The following is a 25,624-nucleotide window of genomic DNA, read 5'->3' as shown; positions in this document are numbered from 1 at the left end:
GTCGGCCACCATGGTGGCCGACAAGTCGAAGGCGAGGTCGCGGTAGCCGTCGCGTAGCGGTCCTCAAGTCTTCAGTTCTTCATGTGGTCGCGGATGCAGGAGAGTTACTGGGCGATGGTCCAGCCGAGATTGGGCTGACCGCCGAGGCCGACGTCGCCCGCCGAGATGCTCTTCGCGCCCTTCGTGGTCAGGCCCGTGACGGTGCCGCGCAGGACCCAGACGGCGCCCTTGGCGTCGTTCTCGCCCCCGGCGGTCGCCACCAGCTCGGCCTTGCCGTTCTTGTCGAGGTCGACCAGGCGGACCGCCGTGCCGAACCAGTCCTGGGACTCGGCGGCGCCGGGCACCCCGGCCGTTGCCTGGGTGTACGAGGTGGCGCCGGTCGTGGTCAGGCCGTCGGCGGAGCCGTAGAGGACGGTCACCGAGCCCGTGTTCCGCTTGCCGCCGACGTCCTCGTTCTGGGCGCCGACCACGACGTCCGCGTAACGGTCGCCGTTGATGTCACCGACGCTCACCGCGCAGCCGAAGCAGTCGTCGGCCTCCCCCGCGCCGGGCGCCCCGGCCGTGTCCTGGTGGACGGTGGTCGGCGTCTGCGCCGGGTCGGGTCCGGTCGGGCCGCCGTACCAGACGTTGATCTCGCCGCCGCGGTGAGCGCCCTTGGAGATGTCGCCGAGGACCAAGTCGCCGTAGCCGTCGCCGTTGATGTCACCGATCGCGCCCGGGTCGCCGTCGGCGGTGGGCAGGTCGGTCTGGTCGTATCCCGTGCCGGTCCAGCGGAGGTAGGAGATCGCACCGCCCTCGTCGTCGTCCACGCCGAACGGGTAGAGCCGCTCGGCCGCGCCGTCGCCGCTCACGTCGCCCGCGATGACGGTCTGCGTGGAGCCGAGTTCATCGATGTCGTACTCGCCGGCCGGGACGCCCGTGCGCTTCCAGGGGCCGTCGAAGACGCGGGTGGTCGGCCGGCTGGTGACCGTCAGGTCGGTGTCGCCGTCGCCGTCGAAGTCGGCCGCCGCGAGGCCGATGGCATAGCCGCCCCCCTCGGAGACCCAGTCAGGCTGCGGCACGCGCGCGCCGCCGGACAGACCGGACTTGCCGCCCCACAGGACCGTGGCGGTACCGACGCCGTCCCGGTCGCCGAGACCCTCGTTCGGGGCGCTGACGACGAGGTCCGCGTAGCCGTCGCGGTCGAGGTCGCCCGAGGCCAGGGCGGCGCCGAACTGGTCGAGTTCCTCGGCCGCGCCCGGGACGCCGGGCGAGTTCTGCGTGATCACCGACCGCTTGGCCGCGGACAGCCCGGAGGGCGAGCCGTAGAGCACGACCACCGCACCGGCGGTGATCCTGCCGGCCACCGTGGCGTTGGCGGCACCGATCGCGACATCGCGGTAGCCGTCGCCGTTGAAGTCGTCCGCGTACTTGGCGGGAGCGGCGGAGGCAGACGTCGCCGGGAGCGGCGTCAGCGGGCCGGTGGTGAGAGCGGCCGCCAGGAGGAGGGTGGGCTTGCGCAAGGGGAGGGCTCCAGGGTCGGGGAGGGCCCGCGCCCCGGCGATCGGAGGACGGGCCCAACGATACGGAAGTTGGATATCAGTTGGCCGCATTCGCGCCGAACATCGGTTGCCCGGTCGTCGACCGCGGACGGGGCGATGGAGCGGGCGCCGGTGGTGGTGATCTTCGTGCCGTTGGAGGGCAGGTAGAGCAACGAGCCGTTGTAGTCGTTCTCGCCGTACGCGCCGACCGTCAGGTCCGCCCGGCCGTCACCGGTGACGTCGGTGAGCTTCACCTCGCCGCCGAGCAGGTCGTCCTTCTCGTCCGAGCCGGGGACACCGGCCGTGGACTGGGCGAAGTACTGAAGGCCGGAGGTGGTGTTCACACCGGAGGCCGAGCCGTACAGAACGGTCACCGCACCGGCGTCGACGACACCGCCGAGGTTCTCGCCCGGTGCGCCGACGACCAGGTCGGCCTTCCCGTCACCGTTGATGTCGCCGAGCGACAGCTCACTGCCGAAGAAGTCGCCGCGCTCGGACGAGCCGGGCACGTTGCCGCTATTCTGCGTCACAGCGACCGTGGTGGTCGGGCCGTCGGCAGAGCCGTAGAGGATGTGCACCTTGCCGCCGGTGGACGATCCGGGCACGCTTGGCTCGCTGCCGTCCTTGGACGGGTCCCAGTCCTGACCGGTGACCACGTCGCCGAAGCCGTCGCCGTTGACGTCGCCGATGCCGGTGATGACACCGCGCCTCAGCTCCCGCACACCGCCGTCCGCGCCCAGGCCGCCGGCCGCGCCCGGCACGTACCAGTTGGTGTTGTAGCCGTAGTCGCCGTCGGTCTCGAAGCCGTCGGCCACCAGGTCGGTGCGCTTGTCGCCGTTGGCGTCCCCGGCGGTGAGCATGATCACGCCCGAGTTCTTGCCGGAGCGGAGGTCCAGCTTGATGCCGTACTCGTCGCCGTAGGAACCGGACTTGGTGATGCCGTCGCCGATGACGTACACGAGGTTCGACGAGCGGCCGATCGCCAGGTCCTCGGTGTCGTCGCCGTCGAAGTCGCCGGCGGCCAGCGACTTGCCCCACTGGTCGTGGGACGAGGGCGCCAGGTCCTTGACGGTGGTGGCGCCGGAGAGGCCCTTGACCGAGCCCCACACGATGAGGACGGTGCCGCCGTCGGTGTCGCCGGACACGTCCTCGGTGGGCGCGGACACGGCGAGGTCGTCGAAGCCGTCGCCGTTGAAGTCGCCGTACGCGCTGGACCAGCCGAACCAGTCGCCCGTCTCGGCGTCACCGGGCACGCCGGTGGTGTTCTGGCTGATGGTCGTGCGCTTGGTCGCCGTCACGCCGGTCGCGGATCCGTACAGGGCGACGATCTGTCCGGCGCCGCTCTTGCCGCTGACCGTGGCTCCACCCACCGAGTACGCGACGTCGCCGAAGCCGTCGCCGTTGAAGTCGGCCACGGGGTGGTGGACCGAGTCGGCCGCCGTCGCCGACGCGGCCGAGAAGGTGAGCAGACCGCCGGTCAGCGCGACTGCGGAGGCCGTCGCGAGGGCGAGTCGCAGGTGCTTGTGCATGCGGGAATCTCCTGCCGCATGCGGGACGCCTGGCCGACGTCCCGCATCAAAATGGGGTGCCCTTCCCGTCCGTGTTCGCCAGGCGTTCACAGGGAGGTCGGCGAACAGGAGACCGCTGGGGGTGCGGCAGGGTTGTACGGGAGTTCGAGATATTTCTGGGACCAATGGAACCGGTGGGGCGCTGGAGCCCTCTTACTGGGCCCAGCTGATGCCCCTGCTCGACAAGATCCCCGCCGTCGCGGGCCGGGTCGGCAGACCCCGTCGACGGCGGGACGCGCTGCTTGCCGACCGCGACTACGACCACGACAAGTACCGCAGCTTGCACCGGCAGCGCGGGATCCGCCCGTGATCGCGGAGCGAGGCCAGCCCCACGGCACCGGCCTGGGCGTCTTCCGCTACGTCGTCGAGCGCAGCGGATGCGCAGGCGGCGGAAGCCGTACAGAGCTGGCCGGACGAGCACCAGGCCCGACTCGACGCCTTTCGATGGCTTCGCTACAACACCCGACGCCGACACTCCCACCTCGGACAACGATCGCCGATCGCCTTCGAGAACGCTTTCTACCTCACACCAACTACGCTGGCACCAGCCGCATAACCCGTGTTCAGGATTCAGGGTCAAGGCCCGTCGCGGCCGACGAGGTCCGGGACCTTCGCCGCGGCCGGATCCGCGACAGTGGTGCGGTGCCTGCGACGCAGCCGCACTCCGGCCAGGCCGATGCTCCGCATCACCCACGCGATCCGCTTGTGGTTGACTCGCTCGCCGTTGTCGCGGAGTTCGGCGGTGATCCTGGGGACGCCGTAGGTGCCGTCCGACTCGCGGTGCACGGCCCGTATCCGGGCTGCGAGGCGGGCATCGGCCGCCTGCCGGGCGGCCCGGTCCGCGGCCGTCCGACGCCAGTAGTAGAAGCTGGAGCGGGCGATGTTGAGGGTGGTGCACAGCCGCTTCACGCCGTAGCGGCGGTGGTGGTCGGCAACGAACTGGAAGCGGTTCACCAGCGCGTCTCCCCGGCGAAATACTTCGCCGCCTTGCGTAGGATCTCGCGTTCTTCCTCCAGCTCGCGGACCTTCTTGCGCAGAGCGGCGTTCTCCGCCTCCAGCGGTGTCGGCGGCTCGGCGGGTGCCTCTGCCCGGCGTCCCCGGGGCCGGCTCGCGCCGGCTGCCCGCACCCAGTTCCGCAAGGTCTCGGGGGTGATTCCCAGATCGGCAGCGACCTGCCGGATCGTCACCTCGGGCCGCGACTGGTACAGCGCGACCGCGTCCGCCTTGAACTGCGGCGGATAGTTCTTCATGACCACGAGATGTCCGTTCTCAGATCCTCAGGATCCAGTGTCTCGTGTGTCCAAGATCAAGGGTCAAGGCCCGATCACCTGCTACTTCCTGCTTGCCTACGCACCGGACCTCAACCCCGTCGAGGGCATCTGGTCCCTGCTGCGACGCAGCAGCCAGGTCAACACCGCCTTCAGCGACCCAGACCACCTCATCAACACGCTCCGACACGGTCTCCGCCGGATCCAGTACCGCAGCAACCTCATCAACGGATGCCTCGCCGAAACCGGACTCACCTTGACGACATCACGACGACAACGTCAGTAACGGGCCCACGGGGTCCGCACCAGTGGGGCGGACGCTGGCCGCCAAGAGCGCGGTGCCCATCTCGTACAGGTCGGGAATGCCGGTGCCCGCCGGTCGAAGACGCCACAGTGACGGGCAGTCAAATCAGCGGGATTTCGACCTTCCTGCTCCGGGGGCAGCTTTCTACTCTGGACACCACAGTGGTCTGGCGGCTGGGGCGGGAGGAGCCGACGATGCGGGCAGAGGGGCATCTGTACACTCCCGGGCCCAGTCTTCGAACCCGTCGGATGCGGCTGCTTGTGGGGCTTGCTTTTCGGGTCCTGCTCCTCGCATCCGCGGCCTACGGTTTGGTTGGCTGCCGGTCCTGGGTTGAGGAGCAGTACCAGGATTCATTGGCATACACGAACGCTTCGGTCTGTCCAGCCGGACAGACATCGGACACCTGCATTGAGCGGACCGCGGCGCAGGTCGTCAACAAGAGTCAGGGCACGTTCTACTTCTCGACGGAGAACAGCGGTGGGGGCAGCGCCCCTACGTATGACGTCGCAGTCCGTCATTCGCGGGGGGCCGAGTGGCTGGGGGTCAGGAGTGAGACGTACTCCGATGTAGATCTCGGGGACTCGGTTGAGCTGCGCCTGTGGGATGGCACCGTGGTAGAGATGAAGGCTGGCGGCCATACCCAGACGTATGGCCTGCCCTCCCGCTCCTCGTTGCTGTGGGGGCTGGCCACCACCTGGATCGTCCTGGGATTGGCCGTAACCGCACTCGTGGCCTACGGGGAATTCACCGGCCTCTTCTTCATTACTTGGCTGTTGCTGTCGCCCACGGCTGTTGCCACGGCGTACGGCGTTCTGGCAGCGCCCCAGTCCATCGGGCCGTGGCTCATGATTGGTTGCGCGGGCGTCACGGGACTCGGATTGGCGGGGGCATTCCTGTGGGACAGCCGGCGCCTTTTTTAGCAACTGCCGCACACATCTGCCCACACCGCCGGCCCAGCCGTCCTCGGCCGGTTACTACCGGTGGACATGGAGTGCAGCCTGCAGCTGACCCGACCAACCCGAGGGCAGGGATCTATACCGCCGGCGAGGACACCCCGATGACCGCCGACGGGAGATGTGAGTGGCCGTCGACAGTGCGTTCACTCGTTCGGCGCTGTAGATATGGAGGCATCCCGTCCGCAGCGCTAGACAGATGTCATGCGACGTTCAGCTCACATAGCCTTGAACACAGCCGCACTGCTGGTCGGGTCCCTTGCTGTCGGGTGTGGACCGCATCTCGCGGCTGATTCCTTCGCCCGGCAAACACAAAGTGTTTCCCCTCCTGATGAACTCGCCGAAGAGCTCGAAGGCCATCGAGTGCCGACCGCCCCCGAGGGTGCCACCATCCCGCAGAGCCCCTCGGACGACGGGAGTCAACAGACCGTCACTTCCTACCTGAACGGTGTCATCCAGGACAACGACAGCATGTGGACAGATCTCTTCACCCAACAGCTGGGATTTACCGAGCCGCTGGTGAGTTACCAGATCGTCCAACCTGGCCAGACGCTGCAGAGCGACTGCCGGTTCCCCGACCAATCTCAGCTCGTCGTCACGCATGACACACCCAACGCTTACTACTGCAGTGTAGATGCGCTGTCCCCCGGTCACCTGGGCTCGATCTACCTGCCAGTGACCACCATGCAGAAAATGTGGACTGGGAACATTCTCGAGAGGCAGTCCCAGAAACAGGGGGACTTCGCCGCAGCGATCATCACCGCTCACGAGTTCGGGCACCACGTGGTGGATGAACTGCGTAGCAATTTCAGCGAACGCAACCAGGTCCAGTACTCGCCCCCAAATGGTAAATGGAAGGAACTCATCGCCGACTGCCTGGCCGGTGTGTGGACCGCGCACGCTTATTATCGCGGTTACCTGGCGGCTGGCGACTTCGAGGAGGCAACCACAGCTCTGGAGGCGGTCGGCGACGACCAGCTGCTCGCGCCCGATCACCACGGCACGCCGCAGGAGCGCAAGGAAGCCATGCTCACCGGGTACCGGCAGAACGGTGCATTGGGCGCCTGCATCAGCAAGTACTGGAAAACAGAGTAGGCCGTGTTCGAGCCAAGGCCCCGACCGCCCCTCGCACCCGAGTGCCCGCCGCGCAAGACGGCCCACGGGATCTTGAGTGACACACTCCCTGCCCGTAGCAAGTCGTAGCCGCGTGGGCCGCTTGCCGGCCATCGGCAGACACCTGATCCGCGGATGCAGGCCTGTGATGTCCATGAAGCGGGCGTCATACAGGTCTTTGACCAGCCCGGCCGCACCCGGCGGCAGCGGCATGGATCGGAAAGGGGTGTCGTAGTCGCTCTCTCCGTGCACGGTGACGTGAGCGGGCCCCCGTCATCCGCGTGATGAAGTCATGGTGGGCCAGTCCCCTCTCCAGGGGGGTGTGGACCCCAGAGGCGAAGTCCCCCTCCGCGGGGCGAATCGCCACGGCGAGAGCAAGGTGCCCTGATAGTGGGCACGCCCAGAGCCCGAAGACCGGCAACCGTAGCGGCGGTCGATTCAAGTCCGCGGGTCGTCGCACAGCGAGACTCGCGTGCACACCGGCGCGCCAGGCCCACACCGCCGCACCCCGCCGGGGCCGGGGCCGGGGCCGCGCCCACGCTCGCCGCTACAGTAACGCGCTCCTCGACATCGACGCCTCGCGCCACCTCGTGCAGATCCACCCCCGAATCCGCCCCTTTGCCCTGTCAGCAGCGGGTGGGGTCGCTTGCCGACGGGTCGCGCATTCGCCACCAAGAACACCCTCGCGGCGACGATCCTACTGGTCGATGATCCTGCTCATGACCCGCCGCCTCGCCCGGCCACGCCTGCAGCGAGCGTGAACCGGCCCGGCTGCCGCTCGGCCAGCCAGCCCCGCGCGACCAGGCGTTTCGCCTTCGACCGCAGCGCCTCCACCTTGGCCGGCACCGCGTCCAGACCGAACAACACGGCCAACTCCTGGCAGGTCAGCGGCCCTTGATGGAGCCGGTCCCGCTCCGCGAGCGCGGTGAGGATGCGCTGATAGTCCACCGACAGCACCGACCAGGCCAGCCCCTCACGCCACACCGGAACCTGCGACCTCGTCCTCGCCGCCTGCCGGGACGCCGAGCCCGCGACCGGGCCGGAGACGACCTCCTCCACAGCGATACTGCCGCCGTCCGGAGCCAGGACCGTGCCCACTCGCCTGCGGGCGATCGCCCACTCCTGCCATTCGTCCTCGGCCGCGGCCAGCTCGGCCTGGATGCGATCGGCTTCCTCACGCAACCCCTCGACACGACGACGAGCAGCGAGCTCGTGCTGTTCCAGCAGTCCGACCACCGACGGCATCCGCGACCTCCCGGGGAGCGACGACACGACACGCCACCACTCCCACCGAATCACCGACCCTATGCCTGACCAGCGAAAACATCGCCCTCAGATTCGGAACGACAACAACTTCTAAGAGGGCGTTTGAAGTGGGCAGATTGCCATTTACGCCCTAGTACGTTCCTCGCCAGGTGGGTGTCGTCTCGTCCGTTATGCGCCTGGCGAGGTTGTCGATCGAGGCGATGTGGATCATGGCCTCGGAGCTGGCGGTGAGGGTCTCGTAGTCGCGGGCGAGGCGGCGGTACATCATGATCCAGCCGATACTCCGCTCCACCACCCAGCGCCTTTTCACGACCTGAAAGCCGCGGCTCTCCGGATTCCGGTTGACGACTTCGACGTCGATTCCGAGGGTGGCGCCGTGCTCGACGACGGCATTCTTGAAGCCGGTGTCGACCCAGCTCTTCGAGATGGTCGGGTACATCTCCTTCGCCTGGTCGAGGAGGCGGATTCCCAGGGCGTTCTCCGAGAGGCCGGCGGCGGTGACGGTCACGGCGAGGATGAGTCCGATCGTGTCGGTGAGGATGCCCCGCTTTCGGCCCACGATCTTCTTCGCGGCGTCCGTTCCCTAGCTGGTCACGGGCACGTTGGTGGAAGTCTTCACGCTCTGCGTGTCGATCACGGATGCGGTCGGCTCGGGCGTGCGCCCCTCTTTTACTCGCGCCAGTCCGGTCAGGTCGTAGTTGAGCTGGGTGAAGATTCCTTCGTCGCGCCAGGCGGCGTAGTAGCGTAAACGGTGCCGTGGTTCGGGAAGCCGTGCGGGAGGTATTTCCAGGGGATTCCGGTGCGGTTCACGTAGAGGATGGCGTTGAAGACGCCCCGTAAATCGATCTTGGCCGGCTGTCCGGTTGCTCTGCGGTCGAGTCGGGCCTTTCTCCAGGCCGTCAACGTCGGCTCGATCAGGGCCCATCGGGCGTCGGACAGGTCGCTGGGGTACGGCTTGCGCTCGCTCACGGCGTAGCGTGATCACGTGCGAGGCGGAGGGCTCGGTTCCGTCGCTCGCTGGGCGATTCCGTGGCAACTTCAAACCAGACGGACTTCCAGGCATGGAAGTGAACGAGACGGATGGCTGAGCATCCGCCCTGGAGACCATCATTCGCCGCCTATGGGATGAAGGCCACCAAAGCAGGGCAGGGGCGAGAGCCATATTTAGGGCTTGACCTGCATAAACGCCCTCTAAGAGATTCTAACGAAGGCGCTGCGCATGCCGGTACGTGATCAGGCAGGTAGCGAGGCAGAGGAACGCCTCGTGGATGGGTTGTGTAGTTCCCAGCGCAGGCGGCGAAACCGTGCAGCCAGGCGATCGCAGCTTCCGCCGCTCCGCTGTTCTCTCCGGCTGTGGGCAGGTCAGGCAGTACGGGCCTGGAGGAGGCACTCAGCGATGATGGGCTTGCTCAGGTAGCGTTCCACGTTGTGGGGGTTGAGCGCGCCGTTGTGCGCGACGACGTCGGTCACTCCGTCGGCGAGGTCGGCCAGGCCCTTGCCCCGTGGCACCACGTCCAACGGCGAGTACAGGTTCGTCCACCGGACACCCGCTGCCACGCCGAGCTGACCGCCGGGGGTGTGCACGCCCTTGCGGACCGCGAGCCATCTCAGCGGGGACCCGAGAGTCACGAGGGTGGTCACCACAGGGCGGCCGTCGGCTCTCACCGGGATCTCACCCCGGCTGAGCATGTCGTAGAAGACGACGCTGCCCAGCGAATGGGCCAGAACCACCGTCGCCTCGGTTTCCACCAGGGTCTTCCGCACCGTTGCCCGGACAGCGCTGGCGGTTTCCGGCTTGCGGAGGTACGCATGGGCCTCACGGACGAACCACAGCAGCCGATCAGTCACCCCCTTGCCTGCCACCTGGTCGACAGCACGTTTCCGCCGTGCGACGCGAGGCGTGAGCCGGTCCTCGCCGAGCGTTCCTTCGAACGACGTGTCGAGACTGGCCTCCACGGCCATGGCCTCCGGTGCGTACGCGGCCAAAGCGTCCAGGACGAAGGCCTCCTCTTCCTCATCCATCGGCACCCCGTCCGCGTCCTCCGGACCCAGCCGTACGAACCGGGTGACCGTCTTCGGGAAAACATCCCGGTACGACGGGACGGTGACGACGATTCCGTCGGGTCCGGACCACAGCGGTGCGTTCGCTCCCGGGACGGCTGGCGCCGAGACGAGCGCGGCTCGCCAGTCGTGACTGAGTTCCTCCGTCGCCGCACCGGCACCCTGACGGATGCCGTGCACACCCACGATGCGTAGCAGACTCATGCGTTTCCCCCTGTGCAGTGGCCACCGATGCGGCCTACCCGTGCGCAACCGACTCCGGCCCCTGCGTCCGCATCAGCCTGAGGCGCGGTTGCGGATATCGTAGATCGGCCGTGCGAGGCAGGGGGGTGGCGGTTGAACACGCAGGCCGGTGACGACCTGAGCGGGATCGCCCGCAGACGACTGGTCGTCGTGGCAGTCGATGGTTACCGGGACGAACGCGAGGGCTTCCGCGACGCCATCGCGGAACAGGTTACCCGGATCACCACCTGGCTCGCAGACCCTGCTCTGGGCGAGGAACGGCGGTTTGAGGTGGTTCCGGTCGAGGATCCGCTGCATACCGTCGGAGACCTGCGGGACTTCCTGCGAGAGGTCAAGCTGTCGGAAGCCGGATATGAGGAAGCCGTCGTCGTCTACATCACCGGCCATGGGCTGTGCCGTCAGGCCGGCCGCCACTACCTGACCCTGCCGAAGACACATCCTGAGCGGTTGCTGTCGACCGCCTTTCCCACCAGCGAGCTCATCACCGCGGTGCTGGACAGCGAGGCCGAGCACGTTCTGGTGCTGGTCGACTCATGCCACTCCGGAGTCCTGCGCGCAGAACTGAGCACCCTGTTGCAGGACCTGTCCAAGGAACGTCGAAGGCACGTCGGGATCGCTGTAGTCACCGCCGGCGACCATGAAGATCAGCCGCAGGTGGGATCCTTCACCCGGCGCGTCGCACTCACCTGGGAACGGATGAACGACGAGTCCGCCGGCTACACCTCCTCGCACCTGTCCTTCGCTGAGTGGGAGCAGTTGCTGCACGAAGTCGGGCTGGCCGACGGCGTGGAGAAGGACCTGATAGACGCCGAGTGGATCATGCCCCATTCACGTCGGCACCAGCTGAGCGCATGCCTGCCCAACCCGCGCTACAAACCGTCCGGGACCGCCGTCGACCCCGCCCTGCGACAACTGGTCCTCGAACATAGAGATCTGGAGTTCTGGCGGGAGCGCGCCTCCGGACGAGTCAGCGGCGACGACGTGGGCTGGTACTTCAGCGGCCGTACTAAGCCCATGAGGCGCCTGGTCGACTTCCTCCGTGACGGCGAGGGCGTGCTCATCGTCACGGGCGCCGCGGGATCGGGCAAGTCCGCGCTGCTGGCCCGGCTGGTCACCCTCACCGCTCCCGCCTTCGTCGAGGACGAGTCGTACGCCGCTCTCATCGCCCGTAGCCCTGGTGAACTCCGGCCAGAGCCCGGCTCGGTGGACGCGGCTGTACTGGCTCGCAACAAGTCCTCCCGTGCCATGGTCGACGACCTCCTCACCGCGCTCGGCGGGACGCCTGCTGCCAAGGGCACCCCGTTGCAGGCCCTTTTCAAACGAACGACCGAGCGTGCGGCCGAGCTCTCCCGGCCGGTGACCGTCATCATCGACGCGCTAGACGAAGCCGAGGATCCGCTCGCCTGTGTCAATGACGTCATTCTCCCGCTCGCTCGCCTCACCTCACCGGTCGGTGAGACCGCCGTCCGCCTCCTCCTAGGTATCCGCAGCTCACCCGTCACGTCCTACTCCTCCGGCGCCGATCTCCGCGACGAGCGGGCAGACGACCTGCTGCAACGCCTGACCGCCGCCCTCAAGGCCGAAGGTGCCGTGCCCGAGCCACTGCGCACGGACGGCCCGGACTGCGAGGCCGACATCGCCGCATACGCGGTCGCGTTGCTGAGCGGCCCCGAGGACAGCCCCTACAAGGACGCCGACGACGAAGCCGTCGAAGCGACGGCCCGTGTGATCGCGAAAGCCGTTGCCCCGTCCTTCCTCGACGCCCAAATAGCCACCGACCAGCTGCGGACGGCCGAAACCCGACAGGACCTCACCGAGGAAGGCTGGCTGCTCCGGCTCGCCGACGGCACCAGCAGCCTGCTGCGCGAAGACGTCAGGGGCATCGCCGCGGCAACCGGGGTCCCGGCCGACCTGCTGGTTGCGGCGCTGCGTGCCACCGCGCTCGCCCAGGGGGCCGGCCTGCCCTGGGGGGAGATCTGGCCCGCGGTCACCGCCGCGCTCGCAGCAAACGCACACGGCCCGGCCGTGCCGGCTGACCCGGAACGAGAGCTGGCGGCGCCCGGCGGCGAGGCACCCGCGACTGCGGATCTGGCCGACCATGCCGTCCGCACGCTACGGTCCAGTCGTCTGACCGGATACCTCGCCACCGCGAGCGAAGACGGACGCACCGTCTATCGGCCCGTCCACCAGCGGCTCACCGACCTGCTCCAGGCCGGCCACGAGTGGCTGCTTGGCGCATCGGACGCCACCCCTCTGCGCCCACCACTCCCGACGGCAGGCAATGCCGCAGAGCTGGCCGCTGCCCATGCGACCGTCACCGGAGTCCTCACGGGATTGGTGCGCCGGGCTCATCCGCACCAAGCACATCCCTACATTCGGCGCCACTACCTGCACCACGCACAGGCGGGCGACCTCCTGACCGACCGGCACGTTCCCGTCGAACTGCTCGCACAAGAAACCTCTGGCACCCTGCGCGCCCGGCTGTCCCTGCCACTGCCCACCGGCGATCCCGATCGAGGCGCACTCACAGCGGCCGCGCTGATCGAGCCATACCTCGACGACAGCACAGACCCCCGCTCCCGCCGCGACAGTATCCACTTCCACCAGAGCGTACGAGGCGAGACGCGGGACGCTGCCGATGAGCAGCGTGTCCTGGCCTTCCGCTGGGGCAGGTGGGCGGCACAGGTCAACGTACTCGCCCCTGCGCAGAAGCTCACCCGCGCCCTGTGCGCAGTTCCCACTCTGGACCGACGCTGGCTCGTCGCGGTGGCCGACGTCTCGCGAGGAGTGCGCGTCTGGGACGCGAGCACGGGCCTGCCGACCGCGGACCTGGCCACTGACGGACCGGTATTCAGGCTCCGCACCATCCGTGCGACCGGCGGCCGCACCTTCCTCATCACGCTCACGCCCCACCGGATCGAGATCCATGACCCGGTCTCGGGGCAGCTAGTGGCGCAACTGGTCGTCTCCTGGGCGCGCGACGTGCACGTCCTGGAAGACGGCCCCTCGCTGTGGAAACTGTTCATCCTCACACGGAGTGGCAGCATGGTGTGGCGTCCCCACTCCGGGCAGACCACACCAGCTCGTGGCGTCCCTCCCTATGAGCGTGAAAATCCGCTGCAGTCGGCAGTCGTCCGACGGGCGAGCGGCCACGCGCTGGTCGCCCTCGCCGGAAGCACGGGCATCCGGTTGTGGGACCCGTTCTCCGGACTGACGGCCGCCGCACCGTTCGGTCCCCGTAACCGTGAGGTCCGGCTCGCCACTTTGAGCCGGCCCGGGCAGGACGACCTGCTCGTCGTGCAGACCCACGGGGCTTCCACTCAGATATGGGAGCCCTTCACCGCATCCCAGACGGCAGGTGTTCGGGAGACTGGTCACTCCCTGATACAGGTACCCGGAGGCACCGACTTCGCCTACGCCACCGGAAGCTACATCGTCGTACGCGACATGGAACTCAACGAAGTGCAACGCATCGCCGGCGATGTTTCAGCAATCAACGAGCTGACCGCGTTGACGGGCCCTGCCGGGCCTCGCATCGTTTCAGCCGCCCCCCAAGGCATCCGTATCTGGGACCTCGCCCCCACCAGCCGCCCACACGGCGATGACCTGCCCGACACGCCCTACCCGGCGCCCGCGCCACACGGATTCTTCCTTCACACCTGGCCACTGCGACGGATGGCGTACCCAGGCCCCGACGGCCCCAGGGACTGCGTCGTTGTCGGCACCCGCGACGGACTCGACGTTCATGACGCGACAACGGGACGGCTGCTGAAGCAGATCCCGATCCCCACCGCTCCCGTCACTGTCGTCGGAGCGCTGCCCTCTCCCCGGGGAGCCGCTCATGTCGCGGTCGCGGGCACTTCTGCGTCCGTCTGGGACCTGGTGTCAGGTGAATCCGTCACATCACCCGACCCTGCGTCGCTTCCCTATTTCTCCTCCCGCACGTGTGTCACCGTCACCGGCGACGGGCTGCCGGTCTTCGTCACCGCTTCTGGACGGAGCGAACTGACCACCACGACCCTGGACCCGAACAGCGGCGAGACCCTCACCCACGTGGCGCCGGCCGACTTCGGGCGCGATGGCGGGCCTGTGTTGATCCCTGTACCGACGGCACATACTGCGACGGGTCCTGCGATCGTGGTGGCCCACGGGCGAGCCATAGAACTTGTAGACGCAGTGACCGGGCATGGCCTCGGCTCATGGGTCCGAGGGAAGCCCGGAACACCCTATCGAGTCGGATGCACTCTGCCGTGGTCCGACAGCCTGCAGATCGCGGTGGCGAACGACAGGGAGATCCAGGTCTGGGACCTGACAGGCCGCACACAAGTCGCCGCCTGGCCCGCGCATGGAACCCTCGCCATGACCGGACTCCATCTGATCGGTGGCCGAAGGCTGCTGGTCTCCAGCAGCTCCAGCGGTGTCCGCATCTGGGACTCGGCAACAGGCGAACTGCTCCACACCCTCCTCACCAGCGCGCCCGTCCACGCGGTGATCACCGGGATAACCGAGGAGGGCCCCGTTCTTCACCTGCTCGGTCCAGCTGGCCTTGTCACACTGGCCGTCGATCCCCCGCTGCTGTGAGGACTACCGCCTCGCAGTTGGCCGCCTGGTAGCGGTTGCGGCACTAATAAGGGGTTGCCGCCGACGGCGCTTCGCGTTGGCAGGCGTCAACCGCTTTCAAGCAAAATGACTGCGCAGGCGCTGCTCGGCCGGTTTCTGTGTGTGTGGGGGGGGACGAAAGCGGGGGTCGCCACCTGACATTCGGTACGCGGATCATAGCGACGGGTACGGCAGCCCCTACGACGTGAGCGGAACAGGTGCCGACGGCTGCCATGGGGGTGTCGGCATGGCGTCCGGCTCCAGACCATGCGGCCACAACCTGCGGAGCGTCTTCCCTCGTGGCCTGGCGCCACAGAGGCTTGGTAGCACCATGGTTGGCGACCTGCCGGGTCAGGATCTCGGCGCCTTCCCGGTCTCCGGCCTCCTCGCGTATCTCGGCCAGGCGCCACAGAGCGTTGATATCGCCGTGGAGGGCGGCCCGCTGGGCCAGGTTGTCGGCGCCTTCCCGGTCCCCGGTCTTCTCTCGCATCTCGGCCAGGCGCCACAGGGCGTGGGTGTCACCGTGGTCGGCGGCGTGCCGGCAGAGGGCTTCGGCGCCTTCCCTGTCCCCGGCCTCCTTTCGCATCATGGCCAGGCACCACAGGGTGTTGGTATTGCCGCGGTCGGCAGCCTTTCGGGCCAGGTTCTCGGCGCCTTCCCGGTCTCCAGCCTTCTCCCGCGCCTCAGCCAGGCGGCGCAGGACGCGGGTGTCGCCGCGTTCGCCAGCCTGCTGTGCCAGGTTGTCGGCGCCTTTCCGATCTCCGGTCTTCTCTCGCATCGCGGCCAGGCTGACCAGGGCGCCGGTGTCACCGTGGTCGGCGGCGCGGTGGCGGAGGTGGTGGGCCCAATGCAGGCGGTGCCGGTCCTCGGCGGCATGGGTGAGGTTGTTGAGGTCGTCGGGGTGGGTGAGGTGGGTGTGGGCGGCGTGCCAGAAGGAGGCGGGCGGGCACAGGTGTTTGCGGGTGGTGCGGCCGTGTTGTTCGAGGTAGTCGGCGAGCCGGAACACCGGCCCCGCAGACGACGGGGCCGCGGTGTCAGCACTTGCGGTAGGAGTGGATGGGCGTCGCGGTCCCGGGGGGTGGTGCGGCGCAGGAGAGCCTGTTTGCCGTGGACCAGTTTGGCAAGTTCGGCGTAGGCGCGCTCTGCCCAGTCGTCGGTGAGGTGGTCGTAGTCGATGTCGGTGAGGTAGTCGGAGACGGCGTCGGTCAGAAAGACCTCCGGGAGGTGGAGACCGACGCCGAGGCGCGCGCGTCCATCGCCACCTCCAGCAGCGCTCTGGCGGTCGGGCTGGCCTGCTCGTAGCGGTTCAGGAGTTCCGGGGCTCCGGCCAGGTCCTGGGTCACCCGACCGCCGTCACGGGCACGGCTGAGGGCGCCGGCCAGCAGCCGGTCACCGCCCTCGGCACGGGCCGTGGCGGTGGCAGGGCGGCGGTGTCGAAGGCGTCCGGGACGGCCAGAGTGCGGCCGGCCAGCAGTTCCCGCACCCGGCTGTACGGATCTTGCTCGCCCGGTGTGGGCAGGGCGGTGTATTTGGCGGCGTACTCGGGCCACAGCGTGCCCAGCACCAGGACGGGCCCGCGCTCCTCATCGACCAGCAGCCGGTGCACGGCCGCCGCGATCCGCTCTCCGGCCACCCGGTCGCCGAGATAGTGCTGGGCCTCGTTCAGCCACACCACCGTCCGTGGCACGACATGGTGCAAGTCCTCCAGCGCGGCCTCCGCGCGGGTCGGGTCGAAGGGATGCCACAGCCGCCCCCCCCCCCTTCGCCGCAAGCGGCTGGACGGCCTCCCAGCACGCCCGGGTCTTCCCCGTCGAAGATGTGCCCACCAGTACCACGATCCGGCTACGGCCGGCAGCCGCATCCCGTACCGCATCGTCCAGTACCCGGTCATGCTCGCGGGCCACGTACCCGGGTAGCGCCCGCACCGCGGGCAGCGACGTCACCGGGACCGGCAGGGTGGACTTCCAACTCGTGCGGTTCCCACTGGCTGATCGGCCTGCCCGGCTCCACCTCCTGGCCTGTGGTCGTGCCCGACTCTTCGGCTGCAGCCCGCTGCAGCTCCAAAAGCTCGCCCACCGGCAGCTTCAGAACGCGGGCCAGCGCCGCCACCGTGTCCACCGACGGCACGTCCCCTCTGGGCGAGAGCGCCTGCGACACGGTCGTACGCCCCAGCCCAGCCTGCTTGGCAAGCTGCGTCTGGTTCAGCCGGGCCCGGGCCCGCCCAGCATCGAGTCTCCTGCGCAGTTCGGTGAGTGCCGGACCCTCGGCTCTCTGCAAGCCGGTCCGCGGCCTGGATGAAAGCGGCATCGACCCGATTGCGGTGCGTGGCTAGCGCCCCGCGGAGCGCGCGACGGTTGCCGAAGTCCGCAGCGGCGTGCCGGGCGAACGTTTGTAACGGCAGTCCGAGGCGGGAGACCTGCTGGCTGAGCCTGATGGTCTCGGTGTGCCGGGTATCGGGGCGTGTGACGGTTACGCTGACTTTCAGCAGGTTGAGCAGCGGGCTATCGTCTCTCCCTGCATTGCCGCCTGCACCAGCATGATGTCCAGGACGAGCACCATGCGCGTCTGGAACTGCCACATCATGATGAACCAGTCCACCTTCACCCACGAGCAGTCAGTGGTCGGTGACGGCTCCAGTTGCCCGCCGGGCCTGCACGACCCGCGATAGAAGGCGATCATCAGGAGTACGAACGCGCCCATGACGACGACGGCCTTGACCGCCATCCGCGGGAACTGCCCCCGTTCGTACGTGAGCGCTCGGCGGATGGTGGCGGCCTCCAGCTCAAGGCCCAGCTCGGCTGCCGCCGCTTCTCCCGCGGTCACACGCTTCTCGACGCACCGGTGATGCATCCGCAACAGCGGGTGCATCCACGACGGTTGGGCCGCAGTACTCACGCCTCTCCCCCCGAAGGTCAGCTGTCGGGTAAGCCTATGAGCATCCACTGACAGCGCACCTGGAGCAGGCGAGGCAGCAGCCTCGCTGTAGGTTCCGAATTCATTTGTCGTTCGGTGGCGACGTGACCTGGAGCTTCGGAGTGCTGTCCAAGCTTCTTGTCGAGACTTCGTCCGGACGATCTGTCGGTTTCTGTCGGCGTAAGGTCTCGGCTCCCACGTCGCGTAGAGATTGACGTCGTCGGTTGTAGGGGCCGCTTCACTCTCTCCCGGCCAGTCCGGCAGGGCGATGTCCTTGCGGCTGCTGCGGGTACCCATGGCACCCACCCGTATGATCATCGGGCTGATCGCTTGCTATCTAGGGGGAACAGAGTTGCGATCCAAGAGGGCGATTCAGGGTCTCTGCCTGATTGTGACTGTCATGTCCTTGTTAGGGTGCGGATCCGGCGTCGGAACTGGGCGGCGTACTCCGACCCAGGACGACAAGGCTTCGGCTCAAGCCACCAGAGTTTTGGGCAAGGAACAAGTACGGGCGGTGCTCCCGGACTTGGACGATGTGCCCCCGGGCTGGGAGAGGTCCGGCACGCTCCGTCTCCATGGTGCCAATCCGAAAGACGGTGGCATGTTGGCCTCCGGCACCCGGGGTTACGCTGCGACCGACCTCGAAGGCGATGTCGGGTTCGGTATCTACTCTTTCCGGACTCGCGCTCAGGCCATCGGCAGGTACACGGAGAAGAAGTCGCAGATGGCGAACGCGCAATTGGGACCTGCACAGATCCCGGACATCGATGCAGCGTTCACGGCCTCCTTCTGTATCGGCACTAACCCCTGCAGTACCTCGATCAACCTCCGCGTGGACTCCGTTTACGCCTACGTGAATATCAACACGGATGGCCCAGCCGCGGCCGATGCCAAGATCCTCAACTCTGTTACCCGCATGTTCGTTCAGCGCATCCGGCAGGCGCAGCACGGGCTGTCGCCATCGGCGAAGGCAGCGTGAAACCGCAAGCGTCTACTGACCTTTGCGGCGTGGTGTCGTTGAGGGCTGACGATGTGTGATCGTCGCGGTATGCCTGTTGTGTGAGATATCCGCAGGGTGGTGGGCTTACGCCTGAACGGCAGGTGTTTCGCGAGCGGATCCGGCTGGAGGCCGCGCAGTGATTCGCTGTGGGTGCCTCCAACGCGGAGGTCGCCAAGGACTTACGGGTGAGTGTGCGCTCGGTGCAGCGCTGGCGCCGGGCCTGGCACGACGCCGGCGCCGAGGGGCTCAGGGCTGCCGGTCCCGTCTCACGGCCCAAGCTGAGTGAGGCCCTGTTCACCGTGCTCGAGCAGGTTGAGGTACGGCTCCGCCTCTGTGAGACGTCGGCCGTCGATGGCCGCCCACATCGCGCTCGCCGTGAAGGCCGCGGCGACGCCGTACAGCTCGGACCGGATGCGGGTGGATGCGGCATAGCTGTTCTGGAGCTTCACCGTTTCCTCGGCAAGCCCGGCTGCGTGCTGCTGGAGCTCCCTCGTTCCCCCGTATCTGTTGTCCATGCTGACGACGGCCGCCAGCTTGGCGTTCATTCGGTCGACATCGGCAGAACCGAGCCGACGTTGCGCGGCGGACGGGGCGGTCAGGGAGGCTCCGGCGGCCGTGGCCGCTGCGAGGAACGTGCGGCGATACAAGGGGTCATCCTCGGGTGCTGGGGAAGGGAGGCTTGAGTTCTTACTCCCCCGGGAAACGAAGCCTAACTCTGAGGCAGGGAGATCCGTGACGGTCTCAAGCGCCTTTCTCAGCAGTGCGTTGGGAGACCGGTGTTCTCCTCCGCGCAGCTTCCAGACGTGTCTCTCGTGGACAGTGCCGTGACGGCCTGCCAGGTCCTCAATTGCACTGTTGACCAGGGAAGTCAGCTCCTTGACGGACATCTTGTGCCGTTCCATCCACGCCGCGAGAGCGCCGTTCTGTGTCCCCTGCATGACGGAACGTTAGGGCGCGACGCCAGATAGAAGAGCAAAGGGAAAGCCAAAACGGCAGGGTGCTTGCGAGCATCTAGCGGTGCAAACGGCATCCCCATCAGTGGCACGGAAGCGGTTGTCTGGTCACCCAGCGAGCACGACTGCGGACCAGGGAGTCCCCCATGCCCCACCCCAGAGATGCGCATTCCACCAGCACTGCCCTTGAGCTACGCCCCCGTGGGGGAGTCTTGGTCGGCGTACGGGGGACCTCCCGCCGGCAGACCGCCGTCGCGGCCGCGACCTGGCTCCTGGCCGCAGCGCTGGACCAAAACGCCTTCACGGCCTGGGGAGAGCCGGACGGGATCGCACTCCTGCGCTGCGGTGGCATCTTCGGCGCCGTCCGACTCTCCGCCGACCTTGTTCGCGCCGCGGCCGACACGGAGAACACGAAAAAGATCAACGCCTTCCTCGCGGAGGCGCTGGACGGTCCCGTGTTCATGGATCAGTACGCCAGGTCGTACTACGTCCTGGTCCCAGTGAGCACCGGGAAGCGCCCAGAGTGGCCGGCTTCCGGCCGACTTCGGGATGCGAAGTTCCTCGGGCGTACATGGATCGTCGGCGTGCCGCGCCTTGACGCCACTGCCCCGAGCCGGACGCGCCGCTACTGGTGCGTGCCCATGGACGGACCCGGCGCCCTTGCCGATCCTGCTGCGGTGTCGAAGCTCGCCGCTGGCTCCACGGGCAGCGCGACGGCCACGCCCGCTGCATGACCGGCGTCGGCCGCGTGGAGTCCCCCGGACGCGGCCGACGCCTCCCTACAGCCACTGCGAGAGACAAATGCCCGACCCCCTGATCCCCCCAGAGGCGCCCTGATGACCACAGCTACAGCCGACGTTGCCGCCGGCCTGCCGAACCTGAAATGCCGCACTGACGACAGCGTCCTCACAGCAGCACGCGCCGCGCTCCTCCGTTCCCTCGCTGCCGACGTGATCGGCGGGCAGACATTCGAGGACCTGGAGGCAGTGCTCGGCGAGCACGCGCAGCCCACCCTGGGGCAAGCCGCCAGCATCGCCGCGCGGTTCGACGAGACGACGACGAGGCTGATCCGGTACATGCCGTATCTGGGGCCGTACCCGGTCGACGCGATCACGCACCTGACCATCCTCAGCGCCGAGCACCCGCCTACCGAGTACGCGCACGGCCACCTTCGCCGTTTCGCCTTGGCCCTCCTCGATGTCGTCGATCTGGTGGGAGATGTCGTGTGACTCCCGCCCCGGCACATCAGCCAGCCCGTCCAGCACCCCAACCCACACGAGAGAGACATGCCCACCCCCATCACGCACAAGGGCCACCCGGTCCCGTACATCGCCGCCTGGAGCGACGAGCGCCTGCCTCAGCCGCGGATCGTCGCCGCTGTACGCCGGAGCGGCCTCGCCGACGGCATCGCTTTCGAGGACTCCCTCAACGTCAATGGGTTCGCTGCGGGCCGCGACACGACCGGAGTGCTGTGGAAGCGCTGGGCGCTATGCCAGGGACACGGGGTGCCTGAGTTCAGCGTGGTCCACGTGCACCGAGGCAAGCGGGCGATGAGGAACTTGTTGTGCCAGGTGTGCGGCGGCCCATCGGACGTCAACCAGCCGGGCCGACTCTTCCTGCTGGAGGACGAGCGGCACGTGAAGGGCTGGCCCGAGGGCCAGGTCACGGTCCATCCGCCGCTGTGCCTCGCGTGCGCGCCTGTGGCCGCTCGGCTCTGCCCGCACCTGGAGGGCAACGTGGTCGCCGTCCGGGCCGACCGGATCAATGTCAACTGCGTGTACGGCGACGTCTACGCCAACAGTGGGGGGCCGCTTCCGATTCGGGTGGCGACGAAGCAGATCGTGCCCCTCGACGACGCACGTCTGAGGTGGACGCTCGCTACCCAGCTGGCCGCCACCCTCTATGACGTCACGGTCGGCGACCTGCCCGAGCTCGTGGAAGCACGGAAGGTGGCGAGCGCATGACGAAACTTCCCCCAGCCCAAGCCGCCCTGCCGGTCCGACAGCAAGAGGTTCTCGCCTTCATCCGCGAATCCGTGAAGGTCCGGGGATTCTCGCCCTCTCTGCGGGAAATCGGTGATGCGATCGGGCTGAGCAGCACCGCATCCGTTTCCTACCAGATCAAGAAGCTGCAGGAGAAGGGCTTCATAACCACTCCTGAACCGGGGCTTCCGCGTTCGTACCGTGTGGTCGGCGATTCCCCGGACCAGGGAGTACCTGAGCTGAGGCACGTTGGGTGCCCCCTTCTCGCTACCGCAACCGACGGAGAGGAGTCGGACCACCAAGTCGTTCTCAGAGTGGTGCTGGAGCCAGCCATCGCCGGTGCCCTGCGAGCAGGGGCCGTGCTGACCGTGAAACAGCTGCCCGTCGCCGACGGCGATTCCGGGACGCGCAGAGGGTGGGCAGCCCTCGGACAGGTGACTGGGGTTCTGCACCCCCTCTCCATCATGCAGGCGGAGCCAGTGGGCTCCTCCGTCCCGTCTCCGTCCGGCGGCTCGGTTGCCGATTCCGCTCCGCTGAGGACGCCTGGCGCCTTCTAGCAGGCCCAGCTACGACGACATGGAGGCAACGTGCACAAATTGATCACCAGTCCGTTTCTGGGGCAGTACCTCGTCCTCCGGCCCGGCCACGCCAGGGGGGTGGGCATCCCTGAGTCCCGGCACAAGGAACTGCATACGGCCGTCACCGAGGACCGGCCAGCCCCGGCCTGGCTGGCTGAGGCCACCACTGCGGCGTGGCAGATGTCCATGCCCACAGGCAGCCTGCGGGACACGGTCCTGGTCCGTGAGCGCTCCACATACGGGTACGCGAAGGCGTCGTGGGAGATCAACCTCGGATGTGATCACGACTGTGGGTTCTGCTACCTCGGAGAGAAGCGGTTCGAGGGACTTGAGTGGGACGACAAGGTGCGCCTGCTCACGATGCTGCGGGACGCCGGCGTGCTGTGGCTGCAGATCACCGGCGGGGAGGCGCTGATCGACCCCCAGTTCGCCGCTGCATACGAGTACGCCACTGGCCTCGGCATGATGATTCAGATCTCAACGAACGGGAGCCAACTGCACAAGCCACGCATGCAACAGCTGTTCGCACAGCTTCGGCCGTACCGGCTGACTGTGAGCCTTTACGGGGCGACCGGGCCGACCTACGACGCCGTCACCCGCAACCGTGGCGCCTTCGACCGGTTCACGCGCGGCCTGGACGCATCTCGCGAGGCGGGCCTGCCCGTCCGGATGAACATCATCGTCGCCGAGGAGAACGCGCACGAGGTCGACGACATGGTCCGCCTGGTCGAAAAGCGCTGGGGTTTCCCGTACCAGGTCTTCACGAACATGTCCCCGACGATCGACGGTGAGGCGACCCCGCTTGCCTCACAGGCCCAGAAGTACGTGCAGACCCGCCGTGTCTTCACCGGCTGCAACGCAGGTCACACGTTCTTCCACGTCGATCCGCATGGCATCGCATCGGTCTGCAAGATCGGCCGCGACCCCAGGGTGAACCTCATGACGGAGGGCCTGAGTGCCCTCTCCCGGCTCGGCGGCATCGCCGAGTCCCTACAGCTCCGCACCGGTGGATGCTCCGGCTGCTCGAAGGTCGGCACATGCAGGACGTGCCGACCGCTGGCCAAGCTCCACCAGGAGGCGGGGGACAACCGATCGCTCTACTGCCAACACGGAGGTTACGGAGCATGACCATTTCCACCCTCAGCATCACCCGGCCCGCACCGGTGCCGGTCACCATCGGCCTGCGCCCTCCGGCGGAGGCCACTGGCGCCCTGCCCGTGCCGATCAGCCCGCCCCCGGTCGCCGAGGGCACATTCCAGATCATCGGCGACCTGGACGGCGACGTCGCCGAGTCCGCCAGTTGCTCCTGCTCGGCCGGTGACGACCAGCCCTACTAGACCGGAACCTGCTCAAACACCGCTGCCCCGGCCGTACGCTGGCCGGGGCAGTCCCATCTCTACCCGCGAGGAACCGCGCCGTGTCCATGATCCGCCGCCACTTTCACGACCTCCCTGCACAAGCACGCCAGGCCATTGCGGACAAATCCGGCCCCATTCGCGCCGCCCGTACTGCCAAGGGAGGGCTGAACTCCGGGATCGCCGCGTTCCTCGACACCGACGACGGCCCCCTCTTCGTCAAAGGCATCCCCGCCGACAACCCACAGGCCCCGGCACAGCGCCGCGAGGCCGCAATCAACCCGCACCTACCCCGCGCCTGCCCTCGCCTGTACTGGCACATTGAGACAGCTGGCTGGGACCTACTCGGATACGAAGTCCTCCAAGGTCGCCACGCTGACTACACCCCGCGCTCCGCTGACCTCCCGCTGATCGCCGACGCGATCACGGAACTGCAGAAGATCACCGCCCCGGCGGACATCGCCATCAAGGAGGCAGAGCAACGCTGGGCCGCATACGCCCCGCCCGGCACCGCCGGCCTCTTCGCCGGAGACACCTTGCTGCACACCGACCTCGCCCCCCACAACGTGATCGTGAACAACCGAGCTCACGCCATTGACTGGGCCTGGCCAACGCGCGGTGCGGCCTGGATCGATCTGGCGATCCTTATCCTGCGCCTGCTTGAGGCCGGGCACACACCCGCTGAAGCGGATGCCTTCGCCCACCGTTTCCCATCATGGCGAAACGCACCGGCGAAGGCTGTGCAGGCTTTCGCCGCCGCCAACTCTGCTGCGTGGCAGGAGATTGCTCGCGCGGACACTGCGCCGTGGAAGACGGCGATGGTCCACCATGCCGCCGCCTTCCACACGCACGTGAATGTCTCCCTGGGCGGGACGTAGGCGGGAGAGGTGTAACAGAACACAGCCGTTGATGTTCGGGCAGTGCATCCGCCGCCAGTGGTCCGAGTACGACGAGCGCAGCACCGTACGCACCCGGGCCCAGTAACGGGCCTCGTTCGGCGCGGCCTCCGCCGCCAGCGCCTTCAGCGTCGACTCCCTGGCCACCGGAAAGATCACCTTGCGGACCGTGCCGCCCGGCTCAGCGACCGCCGCCTCCGCCAGCCGCAGCAGGATGCCCTCGCCGCAGCTTCGGGAGAACAGGGCCCTGACCGTTGATCGGCGGCTCCCCCACCCCTATGGCATGTGGGAGGAGTTGACGTAACGGATTTGGTCTAAGAGGGCATCTGATCAATGTTCAGGTTGTTCTGTCTGATTCGCCGGTTTCGATTCGCCAGGTTAGTGTGGATTCTCCGGTGAGCTCGCGGCTGGTTTTGTTAGCCATCGCCCAGTGGACCATCGCGCGGGATCGCTGGGGCAGTGCTTCGTAGTCCCGGACGAGGCGCCGGTGCTGCATGAGCCAGCCGAAAGTTCGCTCGATCACCCAGCGTTTCGCCTGGGGTTGGAACCCCTTGCCGGTAGGCCGCTTCACGACCTCAACGTCGATTCCCCTCGCGGCTCCGTGCTGGAAGACGCTGTTCTGGTATCCGCCGTCGGCCCAGACCTTCGTCACGCTGGGATGGGAGGCGGCCAGCTCGTCGAGCAGGCGTTTCCCGCCGGTCGAGTCGTGCACCGAGGCGGCCGTGACAATGACGGCCAGGACCAGGCCGAGCGTGTCCGTGGCCACGTGGCGCTTACGCCCTTTGATTTTCTTGCCGTTATCCCGGTGCCGGGATAACGGCAATTATCTGGAGGCGTCGGTTATGGCGGGGCGGGCCGATCAGAGCTGGTGGATGGCGGTGCTGCAGGGGTTGAGGCCGGTGATAACTACAGGTTCTCCAGGAAGGTGAGCAGGCTGTCGGTGGGTCGGTAGCGTTTGGTGGCGGTGTCGCGGGGTGCGGTGCGGGCCAGGGCGCGTTCCTTCATCGCCAGGTCGGCGTGGAGGTAGACGTCGGTGGCCTTGGTGCTGGCGT

Annotated in this window: 23 protein-coding genes and 5 pseudogenes; 15 read left to right on the top strand and 13 right to left on the bottom strand. The window is 67.6% G+C overall.

Annotated features, from left to right (window positions below; genetic code table 11):
• Window positions 1-104 precede the first annotated feature (104 nt).
• Complete coding sequence (locus ACWCRJ_RS43385; RefSeq protein WP_450944494.1) at window positions 105-1,502, bottom strand: FG-GAP-like repeat-containing protein; 1,398 nt, start codon at window positions 1,500-1,502, stop codon at window positions 105-107.
• 76 nt (window positions 1,503-1,578) lie between these two features.
• Window positions 1,579-3,049: pseudogene (locus ACWCRJ_RS43380) on the bottom strand (FG-GAP repeat protein).
• Window positions 3,050-3,257: 208 nt separating this feature from the next.
• Between ACWCRJ_RS43380 and ACWCRJ_RS43375 the strand changes: the two are divergent.
• Window positions 3,258-3,398 (top strand): hypothetical protein, encoded by a 141-nt coding sequence (locus tag ACWCRJ_RS43375; RefSeq protein ID WP_450944493.1) that lies wholly within the window; start codon window positions 3,258-3,260, stop codon window positions 3,396-3,398.
• A gap of 266 nt (window positions 3,399-3,664) precedes the next feature.
• Here ACWCRJ_RS43375 and ACWCRJ_RS43370 read toward each other — a convergent pair whose 3' ends face one another.
• Window positions 3,665-4,042, bottom strand: coding sequence for an IS3 family transposase (locus tag ACWCRJ_RS43370; RefSeq protein WP_450944492.1), 378 nt, complete (start codon window positions 4,040-4,042; stop codon window positions 3,665-3,667).
• Window positions 4,039-4,338, bottom strand: a complete 300-nt coding sequence (locus tag ACWCRJ_RS43365) for a transposase (protein ID WP_450944496.1) — start codon at window positions 4,336-4,338, stop codon at window positions 4,039-4,041. Before ACWCRJ_RS43365 ends, ACWCRJ_RS43370 begins: the two co-directional genes overlap by 4 nt.
• 73 nt (window positions 4,339-4,411) lie before the next feature.
• Here ACWCRJ_RS43365 and ACWCRJ_RS43360 point away from each other — a divergent pair.
• The 3 genes and pseudogenes from ACWCRJ_RS43360 to ACWCRJ_RS43350 all read left to right on the top strand — a co-directional run.
• Window positions 4,412-4,642, top strand: a pseudogene (locus ACWCRJ_RS43360) (IS630 family transposase); the annotation flags it as partial.
• Window positions 4,643-4,908: 266 nt separating this feature from the next.
• Window positions 4,909-5,580, top strand: coding sequence for a hypothetical protein (locus ACWCRJ_RS43355; protein WP_450944491.1), 672 nt, complete (start codon window positions 4,909-4,911; stop codon window positions 5,578-5,580).
• A 237-nt stretch (window positions 5,581-5,817) separates the two neighbouring features.
• Window positions 5,818-6,708, top strand: a complete 891-nt coding sequence (locus tag ACWCRJ_RS43350; RefSeq protein WP_450944490.1) for a neutral zinc metallopeptidase — start codon at window positions 5,818-5,820, stop codon at window positions 6,706-6,708.
• A gap of 735 nt (window positions 6,709-7,443) precedes the next feature.
• Here the strand turns inward: ACWCRJ_RS43350 and ACWCRJ_RS43345 are convergent.
• The 3 genes and pseudogenes from ACWCRJ_RS43345 to ACWCRJ_RS43335 form a co-directional block, all read right to left on the bottom strand.
• Window positions 7,444-7,971, bottom strand: coding sequence for a hypothetical protein (locus ACWCRJ_RS43345; protein WP_450944489.1), 528 nt, complete (start codon window positions 7,969-7,971; stop codon window positions 7,444-7,446).
• Window positions 7,972-8,122: 151 nt separating this feature from the next.
• Window positions 8,123-8,961 (bottom strand): annotated as a pseudogene (locus tag ACWCRJ_RS43340) (IS5 family transposase).
• Between the two features lie 393 nt (window positions 8,962-9,354).
• Complete coding sequence (locus ACWCRJ_RS43335; RefSeq protein ID WP_450944488.1) at window positions 9,355-10,257, bottom strand: hypothetical protein; 903 nt, start codon at window positions 10,255-10,257, stop codon at window positions 9,355-9,357.
• A gap of 132 nt (window positions 10,258-10,389) precedes the next feature.
• Between ACWCRJ_RS43335 and ACWCRJ_RS43330 the strand changes: the two genes are divergently transcribed.
• Window positions 10,390-14,877, top strand: a complete 4,488-nt coding sequence (locus tag ACWCRJ_RS43330) for an AAA family ATPase (protein WP_450944487.1) — start codon at window positions 10,390-10,392, stop codon at window positions 14,875-14,877.
• A gap of 43 nt (window positions 14,878-14,920) precedes the next feature.
• Here ACWCRJ_RS43330 and ACWCRJ_RS43325 read toward each other — a convergent pair whose 3' ends face one another.
• Window positions 14,921-15,901, bottom strand: coding sequence for a tetratricopeptide repeat protein (locus ACWCRJ_RS43325; RefSeq protein WP_450944486.1), 981 nt, complete (start codon window positions 15,899-15,901; stop codon window positions 14,921-14,923).
• Window positions 15,902-15,951: 50 nt separating this feature from the next.
• Here ACWCRJ_RS43325 and ACWCRJ_RS43320 point away from each other — a divergent pair, with 50 nt between their 5' ends.
• A complete protein-coding gene (locus tag ACWCRJ_RS43320; protein ID WP_450944485.1) occupies window positions 15,952-16,197 on the top strand; it encodes a hypothetical protein in 246 nt (81 codons plus the stop codon).
• Window positions 16,198-16,234: 37 nt separating this feature from the next.
• Here the strand turns inward: ACWCRJ_RS43320 and ACWCRJ_RS43315 are convergent, their stop codons facing one another.
• The 3 genes from ACWCRJ_RS43315 to ACWCRJ_RS43305 all read right to left on the bottom strand — a co-directional run bounded on the left by ACWCRJ_RS43315 (window position 16,235) and on the right by ACWCRJ_RS43305 (window position 17,790).
• A complete protein-coding gene (locus ACWCRJ_RS43315) occupies window positions 16,235-16,582 on the bottom strand; it encodes a hypothetical protein (RefSeq protein WP_450944484.1) in 348 nt (115 codons plus the stop codon).
• A gap of 200 nt (window positions 16,583-16,782) precedes the next feature.
• The gene (locus ACWCRJ_RS43310; protein WP_450944483.1) at window positions 16,783-17,202 is read right to left on the bottom strand and encodes a helix-turn-helix transcriptional regulator; all 420 of its coding nucleotides are present in this window, start codon (window positions 17,200-17,202) and stop codon (window positions 16,783-16,785) included.
• A gap of 174 nt (window positions 17,203-17,376) precedes the next feature.
• Complete coding sequence (locus tag ACWCRJ_RS43305; RefSeq protein WP_450944482.1) at window positions 17,377-17,790, bottom strand: hypothetical protein; 414 nt, start codon at window positions 17,788-17,790, stop codon at window positions 17,377-17,379.
• Window positions 17,791-18,409: 619 nt separating this feature from the next.
• Between ACWCRJ_RS43305 and ACWCRJ_RS43300 the strand changes: the two genes are divergently transcribed.
• Both ACWCRJ_RS43300 and ACWCRJ_RS43295 read left to right on the top strand, forming a co-directional pair.
• A complete protein-coding gene (locus ACWCRJ_RS43300) occupies window positions 18,410-18,787 on the top strand; it encodes a hypothetical protein (protein ID WP_450944481.1) in 378 nt (125 codons plus the stop codon).
• 80 nt (window positions 18,788-18,867) lie between these two features.
• Window positions 18,868-19,119: pseudogene (locus tag ACWCRJ_RS43295) on the top strand (helix-turn-helix domain-containing protein); the annotation flags it as partial.
• Here ACWCRJ_RS43295 and ACWCRJ_RS43290 read toward each other — a convergent pair.
• Entirely contained in the window at window positions 19,075-19,746 is a 672-nt protein-coding gene (locus ACWCRJ_RS43290; RefSeq protein ID WP_450944497.1) for a hypothetical protein, read from the bottom strand. The pseudogene ACWCRJ_RS43295 and the gene ACWCRJ_RS43290 sit on opposite strands and share 45 nt — an antisense overlap.
• Before the next feature lie 227 nt (window positions 19,747-19,973).
• Here ACWCRJ_RS43290 and ACWCRJ_RS43285 point away from each other — a divergent pair, with 227 nt between their 5' ends.
• From ACWCRJ_RS43285 to ACWCRJ_RS43255, 7 genes are all read left to right on the top strand, one after another.
• Window positions 19,974-20,495, top strand: coding sequence for a hypothetical protein (locus ACWCRJ_RS43285; protein ID WP_450944480.1), 522 nt, complete (start codon window positions 19,974-19,976; stop codon window positions 20,493-20,495).
• Window positions 20,496-20,597: 102 nt separating this feature from the next.
• A complete protein-coding gene (locus ACWCRJ_RS43280; RefSeq protein WP_450944479.1) occupies window positions 20,598-20,990 on the top strand; it encodes a DUF6415 family natural product biosynthesis protein in 393 nt (130 codons plus the stop codon).
• Between the two features lie 57 nt (window positions 20,991-21,047).
• The gene (locus ACWCRJ_RS43275) at window positions 21,048-21,725 is read left to right on the top strand and encodes a hypothetical protein (protein ID WP_450944478.1); all 678 of its coding nucleotides are present in this window, start codon (window positions 21,048-21,050) and stop codon (window positions 21,723-21,725) included.
• Window positions 21,722-22,300 (top strand): LexA family protein, encoded by a 579-nt coding sequence (locus ACWCRJ_RS43270; RefSeq protein ID WP_450944477.1) that lies wholly within the window; start codon window positions 21,722-21,724, stop codon window positions 22,298-22,300. Before ACWCRJ_RS43275 ends, ACWCRJ_RS43270 begins: the two co-directional genes overlap by 4 nt.
• 30 nt (window positions 22,301-22,330) lie before the next feature.
• A complete protein-coding gene (locus ACWCRJ_RS43265) occupies window positions 22,331-23,449 on the top strand; it encodes a radical SAM protein (RefSeq protein ID WP_450944476.1) in 1,119 nt (372 codons plus the stop codon).
• The gene (locus ACWCRJ_RS43260) at window positions 23,446-23,658 is read left to right on the top strand and encodes a hypothetical protein (protein ID WP_450944475.1); all 213 of its coding nucleotides are present in this window, start codon (window positions 23,446-23,448) and stop codon (window positions 23,656-23,658) included. The genes ACWCRJ_RS43265 and ACWCRJ_RS43260 overlap by 4 nt, the downstream gene beginning before the upstream one ends.
• An 86-nt stretch (window positions 23,659-23,744) precedes the next feature.
• Window positions 23,745-24,554, top strand: a complete 810-nt coding sequence (locus ACWCRJ_RS43255; protein ID WP_450944495.1) for an aminoglycoside phosphotransferase — start codon at window positions 23,745-23,747, stop codon at window positions 24,552-24,554.
• A gap of 355 nt (window positions 24,555-24,909) precedes the next feature.
• Here ACWCRJ_RS43255 and ACWCRJ_RS43250 read toward each other — a convergent pair.
• A pseudogene (locus tag ACWCRJ_RS43250) lies at window positions 24,910-25,374 on the bottom strand (transposase); the annotation flags it as partial.
• Window positions 25,375-25,624 lie beyond the last annotated feature (250 nt).

The organism is Streptomyces sp. NPDC002324, assembly GCF_053593335.1.
Note: the sequence above shows the minus strand (reverse complement) of the source record. Positions and strands in the feature narration are given on the sequence as shown.